Here is a 16980-nt window from a genome sequence, read left to right on the forward strand (position 1 = left end):
TGCAAGCGAAACGGGATGGCCTAGGCCATCCCGTTTCGGTTAGAGGAACAGCGATTCGTCGTTGGCACGTTCGCTTGGGACGGAGCAGGGAATACTGATGACCCGCCAACGCTGGCGAATGCTGCACGGATGTTCCGGCAATCCGCCACCGGCGCTGTCCGCAAGCGTACGGCGCGCACCGCTAGCGGCACCTTTCGCCAGCAATTAACTCACCCCGCCTGTGCAGGCCATTCAGTGGAAGCGCATGTGGTGGATGCCGATAGATCCGCTACATCGCCCGCCGCGCCTCCCCGCTCATAGGAATGACCCACAGCATGCTCCGTACCCTCGCCCTGGCCGCCGCCATCACCCTGGCACTGGCTGCCTGTTCCGGAAAAGAGTCGCCGGGTCAGCCACCCACCGACGCGACCGGGAAGACCACAGCTGCGCAGGTGCCCGATCTCCGCTCGAATCCGCTACTGATTCCCAGCACGTTACCGTTCCAGGCGCCGCCGTTCGACAAGATTCAGGACAGCGATTATCTGCCCGCGTTTGAAGAAGGCATTCGGCTGAGTCGAATCGATTTGCGCAAGATCGCCGACAACCCCGAGCCAGCGACGTTTGAAAATACGGTGGAAGCGCTCGAGCGTAGCGGCGAAACGCTGTCCAGGGTATCGAATATTTTCTTCGCATTATCGTCGGCCGATACCAATGATGTGCGCCAAAAGATCAAGCAAGAGATCGGGCCAGAATTGGCCACACTTGGGGATGAGTTCGGTCTGGACCCAAAGCTGTTTGCACGCTTCAAGACCCTCTACGATCAGCGCGACACCCTTGCCCTGAATCCGGAGCAGAAGCGCCTGCTCGAACACGATTACAACGCCTTCATTCGTGATGGCGCGCAACTGTCCGATGCCGACAAAAGCAGCTTGCGCAAGCTCAATGTGGAAGAAACCACGCTCACCACCCAGTTCCACACCAAACTGACCGCTGCGACACTCGCCGCAGCGGTGGTGGTGAACGACAAGTCCAGACTCGATGGGCTCAGCGATGGCGATATCGCCGCTGCCGCCGCTGCCGCCAAGGCGCGCAAACTCGACGGAAGCTATTTGCTGAGCTTGGAAAACACCACGCAGCAACCGGTGCTAGCGCAATTGAAGGATCGCGCGCTGCGTGCGCAGATCATGAAAGCCGCGGAAACGCGCGCAGAACAGGGCGATGCCAATGACACCCGCCAGATCGTCCAGCGCCTGACCCAATTGCGTGCGCAAAAGGCCAAGCTGCTCGGCTTCGATACCTATGCCGCCTACAGCCTGGGCGACCAGATGGCCAAGACGCCGCAGACCGCGCTGAAGCTGCTAACCGACACCGTGCCGGCAGCCACCGCCAAGGCTCGGCGCGAAGCAGCCGAGATCCAGAAACTGATCGACACCCAGCATGGCGGTTTCACGCTTGCCGCTTCCGATTGGAACTATTACGCCGAGCAGGTTCGCAAGGCCAAGTACGATCTGGATGACGCGCAGATCAAGCCGTACTTTGAGTTGGATAATGTGCTGCAGAACGGGGTTTTCTACGCTGCCACCCAGCTGTACGGCGTAACTTTCAAGCGGCGCACCGACATCCCGACCTATCACCCGGACGTCAAGGTGTATGAGGTCTTGGATGCGGATGGCACCTCGATAGCGCTGTTCTACGCCGACTATTTCAAGCGTGACAGTAAGTCGGGCGGCTCCTGGAACGGCTCGTTTGCGGAGCACAACGGACTGAGTGGCGCCAAGCCGGTGGTCGTCAACGTCTGTAATTTTACCAAGCCCGCTGCCGGTCAGCCCGCGCTGCTGAGCATGGTGGAGGTCACCTTGATGTTTCATGAGTTTGGCCATGCGTTGCACCACATGTTTTTCGCAGGGAAATACCCATCCTTGGGCAGCGGCAACACCCCGCGCGACTTTGTTGAATTTCCTTCACAGTTCAACGAGCACTGGGCGTCGGATCCGGCTGTTTTCGCCCACTATGCCAAGCACTATCAGACCGGCGCAGCGATGCCGACCGAGTTGGTGGAGAAGCTGAAAAAATCCAGGACCTTCGACAGCGGCTATAAGATCACCGAGACACTGTCGGCCCAACTGCTGGACCTGGCGTTGCACACTCGGCCCGCCGACGCACCCGTGCTGGATGTGAGCAAGTTCGAAGCCGATGCGCTGAAACGCTTCAAGGTGGATTTGCCCCAGGTGCCGCCGCGCTACCACACCAGCTATTTTGATCACATCTGGAGCCGTGGATACTCGGCGCGTTACTACGCCTACTTCTGGTCGGAAGTACTCGACGACGAAGCATTCGAATGGTTCAAGGAAAACGGCGGCTTGAACCGCAAGAACGGCGATCTCTTCCGCGCCAAGATTCTTTCGCGCGGTAACACCATGGACCTTGCCACGCTGTATCGCGATTTCCGCGGCAAGGATCCCGGCGTCAAGGCACTGCTGGAAAACCGCGGTTTGGCGGAGTGAGCGATGCGCGTGTGTAGGTGTTGCATGCGCTTTTTTCGCGTGCAATGAGCAACTGAGACGGGATGGCCATGCGCCATCCCGTTTTTGTTTGTGGATAGACCGCATCAGGTAATGGTGTTGCTATTTGCTGCCGCTGCGGTATCGGGCCCGGAGAGCAGAAAGCCGAGGCAACGGCATCAACAGCACGCCACCAACAGCAACGCGTCCAGTGCCATGCCTTTCGTCACTTCCGCCGATCCGCTGCGCAAGCGCATCTTCGACAGGCCATCGCCCGCCCGCCATTCACACCAACAGGTGCCTCATGAACCAACCCACTGACACCGCTTCACGTCTGCAACGCGCCGCGCACTGGTCGCGCAAGGAACTGCTGCCGTTGCTTGTGCTACTGGTGCTGATGACCGCAGCACGCTCCTCGTTCGCCAATCATTACCAGGTGCCGAGTGGCTCGATGCAGCCCACCCTGGAGCCGGGCGATCGCGTGGTGGTGGACATGCATGCTTACGGCTGGCGACTGCCGTTGAGCAATCGCATTCTCGTCAATGGGGATCAGCCGCAACGTGGCGAGGTGGTGGTGTTCGATTCGCCGCGCGATGGTACACGTTTGATCAAGCGTGTGGTGGCAGTGGCAGGCGACCGAGTCGACTTGATCGACGGCCATCTGCAGATCAACGGTGAGCCCTTGGCATCGGAAGGCCGCGATGCCGAGCGCTTCGGCGCGCATATGGCGCAGTTGAATCTCGGCAATGGCGGTGGCCCCAACATCGCCGGGCTGACAGTGCCGCCCGGCAAGCTGCTGATGTTGGGCGACCATCGTGGCAACAGCCTGGATGGCCGCTATTTTGGATTGGTCGATGTACCGGCGGTCTATGGCAAGGCGGTGGCGGTGTATTACCGGCGTGGCGAAGGATTGGAGTGGCAGCGCTTGTGATCCGCGATGCTCCTCGCTTCAAGTCAACCAGGCGCATACGCATCGCCCAGCTGTGTTGGATGCGCTTAGCGCAGCTGAGTCCCCAGGCAACGCCAGCACTGGACGATGCGTTGTAGGCGTCGATAGCAGGCGGTGGCAATAGCACGTTGCGCAAACACCACGCGCTCGTGCGCCACTGCCGCCATTCAACCAGCTACTGCGTCGCCACCATTCCATCCGACGCCGCTGCCGCCGCATCCTGCCGCCACCAACGCACGCGATTGGCTGGCGCCTGCAGATCCACCCGCTCGCCCATGCACGGCGTGACCAGTGCGACGCCGGCGCTGTCGGCTAGTGTCACGATCCGGTCCAGCGGCTCCTGCCACGCGTGCATGGCCAGATCGAAGGTGCCGTTGTGGATCGGCAGCAGCGTCTGCCCGCCCACGTCCAGATATGCCTGCAGGCTCTGCTCCGGTTGCATGTGCACATGCGGCCACTGCTGGTCGTAGGCGCCGTTTTCGATCAGCGCCACGTCGAACGGGCCGAGCTGCTCGCCGATGGTCTTGAAGTGCGGGCCATAGCCGCCGTCGCCGCTGAAGAACACGCGCAGGTCGCGGTCCTGGATCGCCCAGGAACACCACAGCGACCGCCCGCTATCGAACAACCCGCGCCCGGAAAAATGCTGCGACGGGGTGGCGGTGAGTTGCAGGCCATCGATGGTGATCGCCTCCCACCAATCCAGCTGACGCACCTTGGCCGGGTCCACGCCCCAGCGCACCAGCAGATCGCCCACACCCAGCGGTGCGACAAACACGCCCACGCGGTCGGCCAGCGCGCGGATGCTGGCGCGGTCGAGATGGTCGTAATGGTTGTGCGACAGGATCACCCCGACCAGTGGCGGCACATCGTCCAGCGCGATCGGTGGCGCGTGGAAACGCTTGGGCCCGGCGAACGGCACCGGCGAGGCGCGCTTGGAGAACACCGGGTCGGTCAGCCACCACCCGCCGGCCAGCTTCATCAGCACGGTGGAATGGCCCAGGCGATACAAACTCCGATCGGGTGCGGCAAGCAGCTGCGCGCGCGTCAACGGCTGCACCGGCAACGGGGCGGACGGCACCGTGGTGCTGGGCTTGGCGAAGAAGACCCTCCACAGCAGTCCGATCTGCTCGCGCAGGCTCAGCGTGACAGTCGGCAGCGGCAGCACATTGCGAAACCGGCCACCGCGGAACTGCGGCGAGGCGGCATAGGGGGAAGGGCGAGGAGAAGCCATAGGAGAGTCCGACCGAGACGTGGGAATAGCGATAAGGAATGCGAGCGACCAAACACGACTGCGCGACTGCCAGATGGGCTGTGCTCGGCGCTGAGGAGCTGCAGAGACCGTTCGTACGCTGCGGTTCCTACGCGCCGGCTGCGCCCGCGTGACACTCGCGTGTCACGCTGCTGACTGCCGAGATTACACTACACAGTGTAGTTTTATTTCTGTGAAAGTAAACTACCGGGTGTAAAATCGGCAAATGTCGACTGCCTCTTCCCCTCCAGCCGCGCCGCAGCGGCTGACCGACCGCAAGCGCCACGCCATCGTGGAGGCGGCCATTGCCGAGTTCCGCCAGCACGGTTTCGAGGCCACTAGCATGGACCGCGTGGCGGCCACCGCCGGGGTGTCCAAGCGCACCGTCTACAACCATTTCCCCAGCAAGGACGCGCTGTTTGGCGAAATCCTGCGCGGGCTGTGGCAGCGCAGCGCCGATGCGGTGAACCTGGCGTACCGGCCCGACCAGCCGTTGCGCGCGCAGTTGATAACGTTGCTGCAGCAGAAGCTGCGTCTGCTCGACGACCCGGCGTTTATCGATCTGTCGCGTGTGGCCCTCGCCGAGGGCATTCACTCCCCGGCGCGTGCCCGCGAACTGATATCGCAGCTGGGCAGCAAGGAAGAAGGCACCACCACCTGGCTGCGCGCCGCACTGGCCGACGGCCGCCTGGCCGGCGTGGAGGCGGACTTCGCCTCACAGCAGCTGCAGGCACTGGTCAAAGGCTTCGCGTTCTGGCCGCAGCTCACCATGGGCCAGCCGCCTTTGTCGCCGCAGCAACAGACGCAAGTGGCCGAATCGGCGGTGGCGATGTTTTTGGGGTTGTACGGGCGCGAGTGAGTGCGCTCGTGATGCGCCTTTAGTCCTTCGACCACACCGCCAATGCATAGCCGTGCGGATCGGCGAAATGAAAGCGTCGCCCGCCCGGAAACGCGAATAGCGGTTTGGTGATCTTTCCGCCAGCCGCTTCGATGCGGGCCTGGCTATGGGCAAGGTCATCGGAGGCAAGCACCACCAACGCGCCGCCGGGCTGCGCAGGGCCGTGGAAGAAGCCGCCGGTCAGGCGCCCGTCGCGGAATTCGCAATAGTCCGGGCCGTAATCCTGAAACGTCCAGTCAAATGCTTGCGCGTAAAAGGTCTTGGCGATGGCGATCGAGTCGACGGCGAATTCGAGGTAATCAATGCGGTGCTGTGGCGCGTTGTCGGTCATGGCGTGCTCCTGGAATGGAGGCACAGCATGCAATCGGTGCATGCACGTGGCTTGGCGAAAACGGCCAGCTCAGCACGCGTGCTGCTGTACCAACACGCGCGGGCTCAGGCCGCTGAGCTGGCGTGCATCGCGCACTAGATGTGGCGCATCGCCATAGCCTGCGTCCAGCGCAGCGTCGGTCAACGTGCGGTGCTGGCGGGCGATACGCAGAAAACGCTGCAACCGAAGAATCCGTTCCAAGGTCTTGCTGCCGTAGCCGAATGCGTCCTGGCAGCGGTGGCGCAATGAGCGCTCGCTGATGCCCAGCGATTGGGTCAGCTCGGCAAGCCGCATCGGCCTGCCGACAGCCAACTGATCGAACAGCCAACTGATCGAACAGCCATGCCATCTGTTGATCTTGCGATGTGGTGTGCTGTTGGCAGAGCGTGTGCAAGGTATGCAGTGGATCGGCGCCATCTTCCAGGCGATGTTGCCAGGTGCGGCCCTGCACGCCCCATAGCGATTCCAAGGCAACGCGTTGGTCAGCGATGGCGTGCAACGGGAGCTTCAACAGGCCGGCCGCTGTACCCGCAGCCAGACGCACTCCGCTCAGCACACTTCCCGACGCGGGCGATGCCATAGCGGCTGTGCGATCCGGCCCGGCAACGAAAACCGTGGTGCCATCCCAGATCAGATCGACGCTGCCATCGGGCAATATCAGTACGGGTTCCATCGAAATCGTGCTCTGGCGAAATCGCCAGCTGCACTGCAGTTGCGCACGCAACGCAGGAGGCGCTGCGCTTTCGGCATAACAGGACTCAGAGGGGTCGGACATCACTGCGCCATGTAAAGAAGTGGATGCGGTGCTGCTCAGCTACTGCAGCGTTGAGAATGCACATTGCCAATCGCATGCATTCGACACGAAATGCCAATACGGAAGTACGCAACGCGGCGACCGGCGCCACACGCAGTCTGCCAGCGCTGCAGCGTCAATGCGTTGAGTTACCCGCACCCAACCCATTGGCATCGGCCGCGTGCCGGCCACGTTGCAACCAGGCCACCATCGGCGAGGTCATCACCGTGGTCACCAGGGTCATGCCGAATAGCAGCGTAAACAGATCCGGCCCGATCACGCCGCTGTCCAGGCCGATCTTGATCACCACCAGCTCCATCAGGCCGCGCGCGTTCATCAGTGAGCCCACGGTCAGGCTGTCGCGCCAATCGTGGCCGCTCAGGCGCGCGCCCAAGGTGCAGCCAACCAGCTTGCCGGTCACCGCCACGCCGACCACCAGCGCGAAGCCGGCGATGCCTGCGCCCACCAAGACGCCCGGGCTGGTGGCCTGGCCGGCGACCGCAAACAGCACCGGCATCAGCAAGGTGATCGCCAATGGCTCGATACGCCCGGCCAGGTGTTCCAACAAGCGGTCTTCGCGCGGCACGCAGATGCCGAACAGGAACGCGCCGAAGATCGCATGCAGGCCGATCCATTCGGCCACTGCGGCGCAAGCCAGCAAACCGATCAACACCCACACCAACGCAGTTGGCGCATAGCGCCCATCGCTCACACGCGGCCGCAGCAGGCGCGCGTAAGCGGGCTTCAACAGGCCGAACACCACCGCAATCAACACCAACGCACCGGCGGCAGTGAAGCCGACACCGCCATGCGTGTTGCCGCCGGTCAGCGTGAGCACGAGCGCCAGGAAGATCCACACCGTGGCATCGTCGATCACCGCCGCGCCCAGCGCCAACCGGCCCGCAGGCGTGCGGGTCAGATTGCGGTCCTTGAGGATGCGCGCCAGCACCGGAAATGCGGTGACCGACATCGCTGCGGCGATGAACAACGCAAACCGCCAGAAGCCGATGCCCTGCGGTGCAAAGTGCGCAAACAACCACGGTGCCGCAGCCAGGCCGAGCAACAACGGCAGCACGATGCCCGACAAGCCCACCAGGATCGATGCACGCACCTGCGCTTTGGTGCCTTCCGGCGCGCGCAGCTCCACGCCCACAATGAACATGAAGAGCACCACGCCGATGTTGGCCAAGCCGGACAACGGCGGCAGGCTGTTGAAGGCGAACAACACGCCGTGCAAGTCCGGCAACCATGCGCCGAATGCGATCGGCCCCAGCAACAACCCGGCCGCCATTTCGCCGATCACCGGCGGCTGCCCGACGCGTTGCAACAGCGCGCCGCATGCACGTGCCGCGCCCAGGATCACCGCCAACTGCACCAGCAACAACGTGGTCGGATTCATTGCGTCAGCCTTTGCATCGGTTGAGTCGGCTCGCCCCGCAATGCGGGTGTGCTGTGCGTAAGCTCAGTCGTTCCCCCGGACCGAGCAGCTGTTGATGACATGTAGTGATACCCACAGCATCGGCCCAGTCTATGACGATAACCACAGTGCAATGGCGTCGAGCCGACAGGAATTCTGCTTGATGCTGAGTGGTTCTTGCTGCCTACGTTAGCCTCTCGCCTACGCCGCCTTGTGGCGCTTGCAGGCCTTGATCACGCTGCGCTTTGAAGCGGCGACGTGCCTGCCGTGCAAGACATCGCCCACGTAGAGCGCATGCCGAACTCATGCGCAGTGCTTGTCGCAACGTCCGACGAGTCGAACTTATACGCATGCAGCAGGCAGAAGAAACTCACCGCTCCGAATCGCCACTTTCGTCATACCCGCGCGGGGTAAACAGATCCGGCTGGATCAGCTCGATAAACGCGCGCGCCTGCGGCGAGAGATACTTGCCTTTGCGTACCACTACGCCATAGCTGCGGGTAGGGAAATAGTCCTTAAGCGAGCGTGTAGCGAGTTTGTCGCGGTCGGCGTCGGTGACGCAGATTGCGGTGACGATGGAAATGCCCATGCCCATCGCCACGTATTGCTTGATCACCTCCCAACCGCCCACTTCCAAGGCCACTGTGTAGGGCACGCGTGCCTGCTGGAAGACCAGATCGACCAGTCGATAGGTCACCTGCCTGCGCGGCGGCAGGATCAGCGGATACGGCGACAGATCCTGCAACGTGACGGTGGGCTTGCTGGCCAGCGGGTGATCGGGCGGGGTGATCAACAACTGTTCGAAACGATACACCGGCGCGTAGTTGAGGTCGGCCGGCACGTCCAGCATCGAGCCGACGGCCAGGTCCACCGCATCCTCGCGCAGCAGGTCGGTGCCGTCGGCGCTGATGGCGTTGTGCAGGGTCAGCCGCACGTCCGGATGGCGCGCACGGAAGTTCGCCACGATGCGCGGCAGCAGATACAGGATGGTGGAGCTGTTGGCGGCGATATTGAGCTCGCCCGCATCCAGCCCGCGCACCTTCTCGCGAAAGCTCGCCTCCAGACCGTCCAGGCTTTCCACCAGCGGCAGTGCCATTTCGTAGAGCAGCTGGCCCTCGCGGCTGGGTGTCATCCGCCGCCCGGAGCGCTCGAACAAGGCCACGCCCAGGTCGCGTTCCAGCGCCTGCAATTGCAGCGTCACCGCCGGCTGGCTGACGTAAAGCGCCTCAGCCGCCCGTGAGACCGAGCCTAATCTAACCGTCTGGCAGAACGCACGCAGCGGCTTGAGCCGGTCGGATTTGTAGGAAAATCGAGGGGTTGGCGCCATTTGGGTGGGTACGAAAATCCACTATAAGCTTGGCTTATTTACAGCATTGATAAAACTGCTTTGTCAAATAGTTGCTGGCAGCGCACGGTGCAAGTCCGGATGCAAAGGACTTACGCCATGTCTGCCACCGCTTTCGCTCCACGCTCTACCGAACGCGCCACTCCCGGTCTGTCGCTGACCACGCAGGTGGCCGGTCAGGCAGAACTCCTGCCAGCCGCCGCGTTGGCGTTGCTGGTGTCGCTGCACCGGGCGATCGAACCCGGTCGCCAGCAGCGCCTCGCCCAGCGGCGGGTGCGCCAGGCCGAGTTCGACGCCGGCCAGTTGCCGGACTTCCGCCCCGACACCCGCGCCATCCGCGCCGGCGACTGGCGCGTGGCCGCACTGCCGGCGGCGCTACAGGACCGCCGCGTCGAGATCACTGGCCCCACCGATCCGAAGATGGTCATCAACGCGCTGAATTCCGGCGCCAAGGTGTTCATGGCCGACTTCGAAGATTCCACCGCGCCGACCTGGCGCAACCTGCTGGCCGGCCAGCGCACGTTGGCCGCCGCAGTGCGCGGCGATCTCAGCTTCGATGCGCCCAACGGCAAGCACTACGCGCTGCGCCCGGAAGCCGAGCGCGCGGTGTTGATCGTGCGCCCACGCGGTTGGCACCTGGACGAGAAGCACGTGCTCATCGATGGTCAGCCGCTGGCCGGCGGCCTGTTCGATGCCGCCCTGTTCGCCTACCACAACGGCCGCGCGCTGCTGGCCAAGGACCGCGGCCCGTATCTGTATCTGCCCAAGCTGCAGAGCATGGAAGAAGCTGCACTGTGGGAGACCGCGCTGGCGCATATCGAAGCGATGCTCGGCCTGCCGCATGGGCAGATCAAGGTCACCGTGCTGATCGAAACGCTGCCGGCGGTGTTCGAGATGGACGAGATTCTGCACGCGCTGCGCGATCGTATCGTCGGGCTCAATTGCGGGCGCTGGGATTACATCTTTTCGTATCTGAAAACCTTCCGGGCGCATCGCGACCGCGTACTGCCCGAGCGTGGCCAGGTCACCATGACCCAGCCGTTCTTGAAGGCGTATTCGGAACTGTTGATCAAGACCTGCCATCGCCGTGGCGCGCATGCGATGGGCGGCATGGCCGCGCAGATTCCGATCAACCACGACGAAGCCGCCAACGAGCAGGCGATGGCCCGCGTGCGTGCCGACAAGTTGCGCGAAGTGACAGCCGGGCACGATGGCACCTGGGTAGCGCATCCGGCCTTGATTCCGGTGGCAATGAAGCTGTTCGACGAGCACATGCCCACCGCGCATCAGCATCACGTCTTGCGCAACGATGTGCAGGTGACGCGCGATATGTTGATCGCCCCCTCGCCGGGCAACGTCACCCGCGCAGGGTTCGAAGGCAATGTGGAAGTGTGCGTGCGTTATCTGGCCGCCTGGCTGGACGGCAATGGCTGCGTGCCGATCCACAACCTCATGGAAGACGCCGCCACTGCAGAAATCAGCCGTGCGCAACTATGGCAGTGGCTGCATCACGGCCAGCATCTGGACGACGGCACTGCCATCGATCAGCAGTTATTGCAGACCGCGTTGCGGGCGCTGCCGGCACGCCTGGGCGCGACCAACGCACTGCCTGGCGCTGCGCGCATCGATGACGCCATTGCCTTGCTGGAAACACTCAGCCGCGCCGATGAACTGGCCGACTTCCTCACCGTGCCGGCCTACCGATTGATCGATTGATCTATCCACTGCAGCGACAGGCCACAGCACGCGCGTTGTCGCCGTAACCCTTCAACACAACGCATCACGACAACGCAGCACATCGCCCGATTGCGCCGACGCGCGCAACGACGGCTTTGCCATGCCTTGAGCACACCTCAACGCGCCATTCCTTCCTCGTTGCATCCGCCGTATCCCTGTCAGGAGAACGCACCATGAGCAACACACTGCAGACCGCCGAACAGATCCAGCAGGACTGGGCCAGCAACCCGCGCTGGACCGGCATCACCCGCAACTACACCGCGGCCGATGTGGTGCGCTTGCGTGGCACCGTGCATGTCGAGCATTCGCTGGCACGGCTGGGCGCGCATAAGTTGTGGAACTCCTTGCACACCACGCCGTTCGTCAATGCGCTGGGCGCGTTGACCGGCAATCAGGCGATGCAGCAGGTCAAGGCCGGTTTGAAGGCGATTTACCTGTCCGGTTGGCAGGTCGCCGCCGATGCGAATCTGGCCGGGCAGATGTACCCGGACCAATCGCTGTATCCGGCCGATTCGGTACCGGCAGTGGTCAAGCGCATCAACAACACGCTGCTGCGTGCGGATCAATTGCACCACGCCGAAGGCAACGATGACATCGACTTCCTGCAGCCCATCGTGGCCGATGCCGAAGCCGGCTTCGGCGGCGTGCTCAACGCCTTCGAGCTGATGAAGGCGATGATCGAAGCCGGCGCCGCCGGCGTGCATTTCGAAGATCAACTGGCGTCGGTGAAAAAGTGCGGCCACATGGGCGGCAAGGTGCTGGTGCCTACGCGTGAGGCGATCGAAAAGTTGAATGCCGCGCGTCTGGCGGCCGATGTGCTGGGCGTGCCCACCCTATTGATCGCACGCACCGATGCCGAAGCGGCCGATCTGATCACCAGCGATGTAGATGCCAACGATCAGCCGTTCACCACCGGGCAGCGTACTGTCGAAGGCTTCTTCAAGACCCGCAACGGACTGGATCAGGCGATCAGCCGTGGGCTGGCTTACGCACCGTATGCGGATCTGATCTGGTGCGAGACCGGCAAGCCGGATCTGGAATTCGCGCGCGCCTTCGCCCAAGCCATCCATGCCAAGTTCCCCGGCAAATTGTTGGCCTATAACTGCTCGCCGAGCTTCAACTGGAAGAAGCACCTGGACGACGCCACCATCGCCAGATTCCAGACCGAACTGGCGAGCTACGGCTATAAATTCCAGTTCATCACCCTGGCCGGCTTCCACGCCTTGAACTACGGCATGTTCAACCTGGCCCATGGTTACGCACGCCGCCAGATGAGCGCCTTCGTCGAGTTGCAGCAGGCCGAGTTCGCAGCGGCAGACATGGGCTTTACCGCAGTCAAGCATCAGCGCGAGGTGGGCACCGGGTACTTCGACGCGGTGACGCAGGCGATTCAGCAGGGGCAGTCGTCTACCACCGCGCTACGTGGGTCGACCGAGGAAGAGCAATTTCATAGTGAAAAGGCGGCTTAGAGCGACTAACAAAACGTGGCGAGCGCCTGCCTGGCGGCCGCGCAGTAGTTTTTGTTAGCCGCTCTTAGCCTGCAGCAGGCCACCAGGTGCAGCTCGGGAGGGAGAGGGCTCGGGAAACCGGGCCCTTTTTTTTCACTTCATACCCGTCATTCCGTCTCTTCATCTGTGAGAAATAGTGTGACCTGGTGCTGAACAAAGGGGTCCTGTAGGATTTGTCCATGGGCTAACGTTGTAGGCCAGCCTAAGGAAATCTGGATGACTTGCCACAACACCGCAGGCGCGGTCGAACCGACTGGAGGCGTTGCCAAAACGTTGTCCGACGGGCTGCATGCGCTGATGACTGCCGAAGAGCTGGCGTTTTTCGCCCGCTTCGGCCGTGCGCGCGAGTTGGCGGCGGGCCAGGCGCTGTTCGAGCGTGGTGCCGTGGGCACGCAGATGTTCATCGTTGTCAGCGGCCAGATCGATCTGGATTTTGGTGAGGACCTGATGCTCAAGCATCTGGGCCCGGGCGAATTCTTCGGCGAACTTGGCTTGCTGATCGGCGACCACGCACGCAGTGCCGGCGCCAGTGCCTCCACCGACAGCCGTTTGATCGAACTGGCACACGACGATTTTCAGCGCCTGGTCGATCACGACCCGTCGATGGTGGCGCATTTTCTGCGCCGCTCCATCGTGCGTGTGGTCAACAACGAGCAGTTGCTGATCCGTCAGCTGCGCCGTCGCAACCACGATCTGGAAGCGGCGCTGGACAATCTCTATGTCACCTCGCACAAACTCAACCACACCGAAGAGTTGAGTCGCACCGACGAGCTCACCGGCCTGCACAACCGCCGCGGTCTGGCGCTGCATCTGCAGGAATGTCGGCGTTCCGGCGCGGTGCCCGGTGTGGGCCTGATCCTGATCGATTGCGACCGTTTCAAGCGCATCAATGACGAATTCGGTCATCTGGCCGGCGACCGTGTGCTGCAGAACGTTGCCCATGCACTGCGCTCGGTGATCGCCGATGGCGATCTGGCCTGCCGGCTGGGCGGCGACGAATTCTGCGTGCTGGTCGCGCAAGGCACGCGGGAACTGATGCACCACATCGGCGAATGCATCGTGCGCGCGGTGGAAGCACGCCTGGGCAACACCCAGAGCGAGCAAGGCTGCTCGGTCAGTCTTGGCCTATGCATGATCGATGCGGATGCGGCATGGAACGACTGGTACACGCTGGCCGATAGCGCGTTGTACCAGGCCAAGCGGCAGGGCGGTAACGTGTTGTGCATGCACGAAGCACCTGCGCCGGGTAGCACGCTGGTATCGGGTAACACGCTCGCCTCTGGCAATCACTGAGCAATGAGCACGCGCACCCACGCACGCAAGGATGCGTCGTCGGAAGCGATCCAGGCGCCGCGTCTGCGCACCTTGCTGTTGACCGATCTATGCGATTCCACCGCACTGGTCGAGCGTATTGGTGACAACGCCGCCGCCGCATTGTTCCGCGAGCATGACCGTCTGGTGGTTAAACTGCAGCAGCAATGGCGCGGCCGTCTGATCGACCGCTCGGACGGGCTGTTGCTGCTGTTCGATCGCCCCATCGATGGCCTGGGCTTCGCACTGGATTACGCACGTGGACTCAAGGCGATGGGCGATGCCCGCGCGCTGACGCTATGCGCGCGCCAGGGCCTGCACGTCGGCGAAGTGCTGACCTGGCGCAACAGCGACGAAGCGGTGAGCATCGGCGCCAAACCGCTGGAAGTGGAAGGCCTGGCCAAGCCCACCGCCGCCCGCCTGATGTCGATGGCACGGCCCGGGCAGATCCTGATCTCGGCGGTGGCCGAGTCGCTGACGCATCGCGCTGCGCGCGAACTGGGCACGCATGCTGAGCGACTGTTGTGGAAATCCCACGGTCGCTGGCGCTTCAAGGGCGTGCCTACGCCAATGGAGATTTACGAGGTCGGCGAGATCGATGTCACGCCGCTGCGCGCGCCCAGGCATTCGCCCAAGGCATGGCGGGATATTCCGCTATGGCGCCGGCCGGCAGCGCTGTTGGCAGAAACGTTGTTGGTCGTCACTGTCTGTGTGTCGGTGTGGTTTTTCACTCGCGCCGAGCCCGCGATCGCTTTCGCCGAACGCGGTTGGGTGGTGGTGGGCGACTTGCGCAATCTGACGGGCAATACGCTGCTCGACAGTTCGCTGGAGCAGGCGCTACGTATCAGCCTGGAGCAGTCGCGCTACGTCAATGTCCTGAGCGATATGAAAGTGCGCGACACAATGACCCGGATGAAACGCGATCCGGACAGCGTTGTCGTCGATCGTGCCATCGCCTCGGAAGTGGCCATGCGCGATGGCGCCAGTGCAGTCATTCTGCCGACTGTGGCCGAGATTGGGGGCAAGCTCCGCTTCAGTGTGGAGTTGGTGGATCCACGCACGCAGACCACGGTGTACTCGGAGTTTGTGCAAGGCGATGGCTTACCGTCCGCGCTGTCGTCCGTAGATCAGGTCACCCGTAAGTTGAGGCAGGGACTTGGCGAAGTTGTCGCTTCGATCGACAAGCATTCGGTGCCATTACCCGCCGTTACCACCTCAAGCCTGGATGCATTGCGTGCCTATGCCCTCGGTGTCGACGCCACGGTGAAAGGCCAGTGGAGCCAAGGCATGGAACTCTTCGAGCGCGCGGTTGGCATCGACCCGGAATTTGCCTTGGCCTATCTGGGCGCAGCACGCATCAAGGTCGCCATCTCCAACCGCGATGGCGCGCTGCCGTATCTGGATCAAGCGATCCGTTTCCGCCGGCGTTTGCCGGAGCGTGACCAGCTCTATCTGGATGCCTGGGCGGCCGAGTTGCGTGCGCCCGAGAAAGCGTTGCCGCTGTGGCGAACCCTCGCATCGCTGTATCCGGACAACTTCGCTGGAACCGCCAATGCCTCCTGGCATCTATTCGTTGCCAATCGTTTTGCCGAGGCGCTTCCCTATGCGCAGGCAGCCGATGTTCCGCAGGATCCGCTACGTGCGATCGCCACGGATCGGGTTGGACGCATTTTGCTGGCTCAGGGAAAAGCCGAGGCCGCATTAAAGTATTTTGTCCCTGATGACGTTGATCGCGCCGGTCCGCTACGGCGGCGGGCCAGCGCGTTGGCATCACTGAATCGCTACGCCGAAGCACAGCAAGCGCTCGATACGATCGTGAGGAGCGGCTATGTCAACGACGATGTGGTGCCGTTGATCGACCGCACCAGTATTGCGATCGATCAGGCCGACTGGATGGCTGCGCGCGCTTCCATTGCGCAAGCTCTGACGCGTAGCAAGCAGGCCGACGATTTCCTTTATCGGCAGTTCCTGGTCATTGCGTTGACGACGGACGCCCTAACCGATCCGGCCACCCCAACCAAGCTGAAGCCGACGTTCGATCGGTTGACATCAGCAGTAACCGACGACAGGTTGGCGATGGCGAACCAGCAGGACAATGCAGCGATGGTCTTGATAGTGGCCAGCCACGCACAACGCAGCGGCGACGATAGTCTGACCGCGCGCGCGCTTGAGGCGATCAGGCCGGCACTGGTACATGAAACGCCGGTACTCGCCGACCTTCGCGCGATTGTCGAAGCCCAACATCTTGCGCTGACGGGCGACCGCGCGGCGGCTATTGCGCACCTGCCAGTCGGTGACGACACGCTCTTCCAGACCCGCGTTGCGCTGTATGCGCTGCTGAGTGACAGCGGACGACATGCCGAAGCGCTGCAACAAGCACGTTGGCTATCCCTGCGCCGAGGTCGCGCTTACATCGAAGCGAACGCGTCACAAACGCTGCAGCCGCTCAATGTGGCCGATGCGCGGCTGGCACAGCTCTGGATGGCCGAGTCGTTGCATGCACTCGGCCGCACCCACGAGGCACGCGAACAGGCGCAGGCATTTGTGCGTGCGTGGCCTGTATCGCGTCTGCCCGCTTACCTGCGCACCAGGGTAGAGCGGATGCTCTCCGACTCGAAGGCGAAAATCACGGTGTGATTGGCGTTCTCGGTCAGGTAGCTATGCAGCTCGGTGCGGGCCAGTGCGATCTCTTCCTTCGAAGCGAGCTGGTTGGTGGTCATACAGAAGTATGGCTCTCCCATGCTGGGCACGCGGTCGTCGGCGTTCGCACCGGCCGCGCCAATCCGGGCAAGCGCTTGAGCCGGATTAGATTGAAAGCATTCGCGGAAGTCGTCGTCGCTGGACAGCAGCTCCAGCAGCTTGTCGGCAATGGATGCATCCAGCGGAGGATGTGCGTTATCGGCTGAGTCGGTCATGGTCTTGC

The 16980-nt window shown here is 62.7% G+C and carries 12 protein-coding genes and 1 pseudogene; 7 read left to right on the top strand and 6 right to left on the bottom strand.

Annotation, left to right across the window (positions count from 1 at the left end; translation table 11 throughout):
- The first annotated feature begins 314 nt into the window (after positions 1-314).
- The gene (locus AC1PLU_RS01360) at positions 315-2483 is read left to right on the top strand and encodes a M3 family metallopeptidase (RefSeq protein WP_481107481.1); all 2169 of its coding nucleotides are present in this window, start codon (positions 315-317) and stop codon (positions 2481-2483) included.
- A 301-nt stretch (positions 2484-2784) separates the two neighbouring features.
- Positions 2785-3411, top strand: a complete 627-nt coding sequence (gene lepB / locus AC1PLU_RS01365; protein WP_481107482.1) for a signal peptidase I — start codon at positions 2785-2787, stop codon at positions 3409-3411.
- Positions 3412-3604: 193 nt separating this feature from the next.
- Here lepB and AC1PLU_RS01370 read toward each other — a convergent pair whose 3' ends face one another.
- Positions 3605-4660 (bottom strand): MBL fold metallo-hydrolase, encoded by a 1056-nt coding sequence (locus tag AC1PLU_RS01370; RefSeq protein ID WP_481107483.1) that lies wholly within the window; start codon positions 4658-4660, stop codon positions 3605-3607.
- A gap of 244 nt (positions 4661-4904) precedes the next feature.
- Between AC1PLU_RS01370 and AC1PLU_RS01375 the strand changes: the two genes are divergently transcribed.
- The gene (locus tag AC1PLU_RS01375; protein ID WP_104549918.1) at positions 4905-5537 is read left to right on the top strand and encodes a TetR/AcrR family transcriptional regulator; all 633 of its coding nucleotides are present in this window, start codon (positions 4905-4907) and stop codon (positions 5535-5537) included.
- 19 nt (positions 5538-5556) lie between these two features.
- On the opposite strand, the gene AC1PLU_RS01380 is transcribed toward AC1PLU_RS01375, so the two are convergent.
- The 4 genes and pseudogenes from AC1PLU_RS01380 to AC1PLU_RS01395 form a co-directional block, all read right to left on the bottom strand.
- Complete coding sequence (locus AC1PLU_RS01380) at positions 5557-5907, bottom strand: VOC family protein (RefSeq protein WP_023902164.1); 351 nt, start codon at positions 5905-5907, stop codon at positions 5557-5559.
- Positions 5908-5976: 69 nt separating this feature from the next.
- Positions 5977-6721, bottom strand: a pseudogene (locus AC1PLU_RS01385) (helix-turn-helix domain-containing protein).
- A gap of 154 nt (positions 6722-6875) precedes the next feature.
- A complete protein-coding gene (locus AC1PLU_RS01390; protein ID WP_481093845.1) occupies positions 6876-8138 on the bottom strand; it encodes a cation:proton antiporter in 1263 nt (420 codons plus the stop codon).
- Positions 8139-8526: 388 nt separating this feature from the next.
- On the bottom strand, positions 8527-9483 hold the full coding sequence (locus tag AC1PLU_RS01395; protein WP_481093844.1) for a LysR family transcriptional regulator: 957 nt from the start codon (positions 9481-9483) through the stop codon (positions 8527-8529).
- Between the two features lie 117 nt (positions 9484-9600).
- Here AC1PLU_RS01395 and aceB point away from each other — a divergent pair, with 117 nt between their 5' ends.
- The 4 genes from aceB to AC1PLU_RS01415 all read left to right on the top strand — a co-directional run bounded on the left by aceB (position 9601) and on the right by AC1PLU_RS01415 (position 16694).
- Complete coding sequence (gene aceB, locus AC1PLU_RS01400) at positions 9601-11217, top strand: malate synthase A (protein ID WP_349810406.1); 1617 nt, start codon at positions 9601-9603, stop codon at positions 11215-11217.
- A 194-nt stretch (positions 11218-11411) separates the two neighbouring features.
- Positions 11412-12707, top strand: coding sequence for an isocitrate lyase (aceA, locus tag AC1PLU_RS01405; protein WP_481107484.1), 1296 nt, complete (start codon positions 11412-11414; stop codon positions 12705-12707).
- A 255-nt stretch (positions 12708-12962) separates the two neighbouring features.
- Positions 12963-14039 carry a GGDEF domain-containing protein gene (locus tag AC1PLU_RS01410; RefSeq protein WP_006450098.1) on the top strand — a complete coding sequence of 359 codons (1077 nt, stop codon included), beginning with the start codon at positions 12963-12965 and terminating at the stop codon, positions 14037-14039.
- Positions 14040-14042: 3 nt separating this feature from the next.
- A complete protein-coding gene (locus tag AC1PLU_RS01415; protein ID WP_481107485.1) occupies positions 14043-16694 on the top strand; it encodes a putative peptide modification system cyclase in 2652 nt (883 codons plus the stop codon).
- Here the strand turns inward: AC1PLU_RS01415 and AC1PLU_RS01420 are convergent.
- Complete coding sequence (locus AC1PLU_RS01420; RefSeq protein ID WP_481107486.1) at positions 16634-16972, bottom strand: NHLP-related RiPP peptide; 339 nt, start codon at positions 16970-16972, stop codon at positions 16634-16636. The genes AC1PLU_RS01415 and AC1PLU_RS01420 overlap by 61 nt on opposite strands.
- Between the last annotated feature and the right edge of the window lie 8 nt (positions 16973-16980).

The sequence above is a fragment of the Xanthomonas sp. NCPPB 2933 genome, from assembly GCF_056725225.1.

Excerpts from the sequence above, each read along its gene's own strand:
- AC1PLU_RS01420 (WP_481107486.1), bottom strand. The coding sequence starts at position 16,972 with ATGACCGACTCAGCCGATAACGCACATCCTCCGCTGGATGCATCCATT.
- AC1PLU_RS01415 (WP_481107485.1), top strand. The coding sequence starts at position 14,043 with ATGAGCACGCGCACCCACGCACGCAAGGATGCGTCGTCGGAAGCGATC.
- AC1PLU_RS01375 (WP_104549918.1), top strand. The coding sequence starts at position 4,905 with ATGTCGACTGCCTCTTCCCCTCCAGCCGCGCCGCAGCGGCTGACCGAC.
- AC1PLU_RS01395 (WP_481093844.1), bottom strand. The coding sequence starts at position 9,483 with ATGGCGCCAACCCCTCGATTTTCCTACAAATCCGACCGGCTCAAGCCG.
- lepB (WP_481107482.1), top strand. The coding sequence starts at position 2,785 with ATGAACCAACCCACTGACACCGCTTCACGTCTGCAACGCGCCGCGCAC.
- AC1PLU_RS01370 (WP_481107483.1), bottom strand. The coding sequence starts at position 4,660 with ATGGCTTCTCCTCGCCCTTCCCCCTATGCCGCCTCGCCGCAGTTCCGC.
- AC1PLU_RS01380 (WP_023902164.1), bottom strand. The coding sequence starts at position 5,907 with ATGACCGACAACGCGCCACAGCACCGCATTGATTACCTCGAATTCGCC.
- aceB (WP_349810406.1), top strand. The coding sequence starts at position 9,601 with ATGTCTGCCACCGCTTTCGCTCCACGCTCTACCGAACGCGCCACTCCC.
- AC1PLU_RS01360 (WP_481107481.1), top strand. The coding sequence starts at position 315 with ATGCTCCGTACCCTCGCCCTGGCCGCCGCCATCACCCTGGCACTGGCT.
- aceA (WP_481107484.1), top strand. The coding sequence starts at position 11,412 with ATGAGCAACACACTGCAGACCGCCGAACAGATCCAGCAGGACTGGGCC.
- AC1PLU_RS01410 (WP_006450098.1), top strand. The coding sequence starts at position 12,963 with ATGACTTGCCACAACACCGCAGGCGCGGTCGAACCGACTGGAGGCGTT.
- AC1PLU_RS01390 (WP_481093845.1), bottom strand. The coding sequence starts at position 8,138 with ATGAATCCGACCACGTTGTTGCTGGTGCAGTTGGCGGTGATCCTGGGC.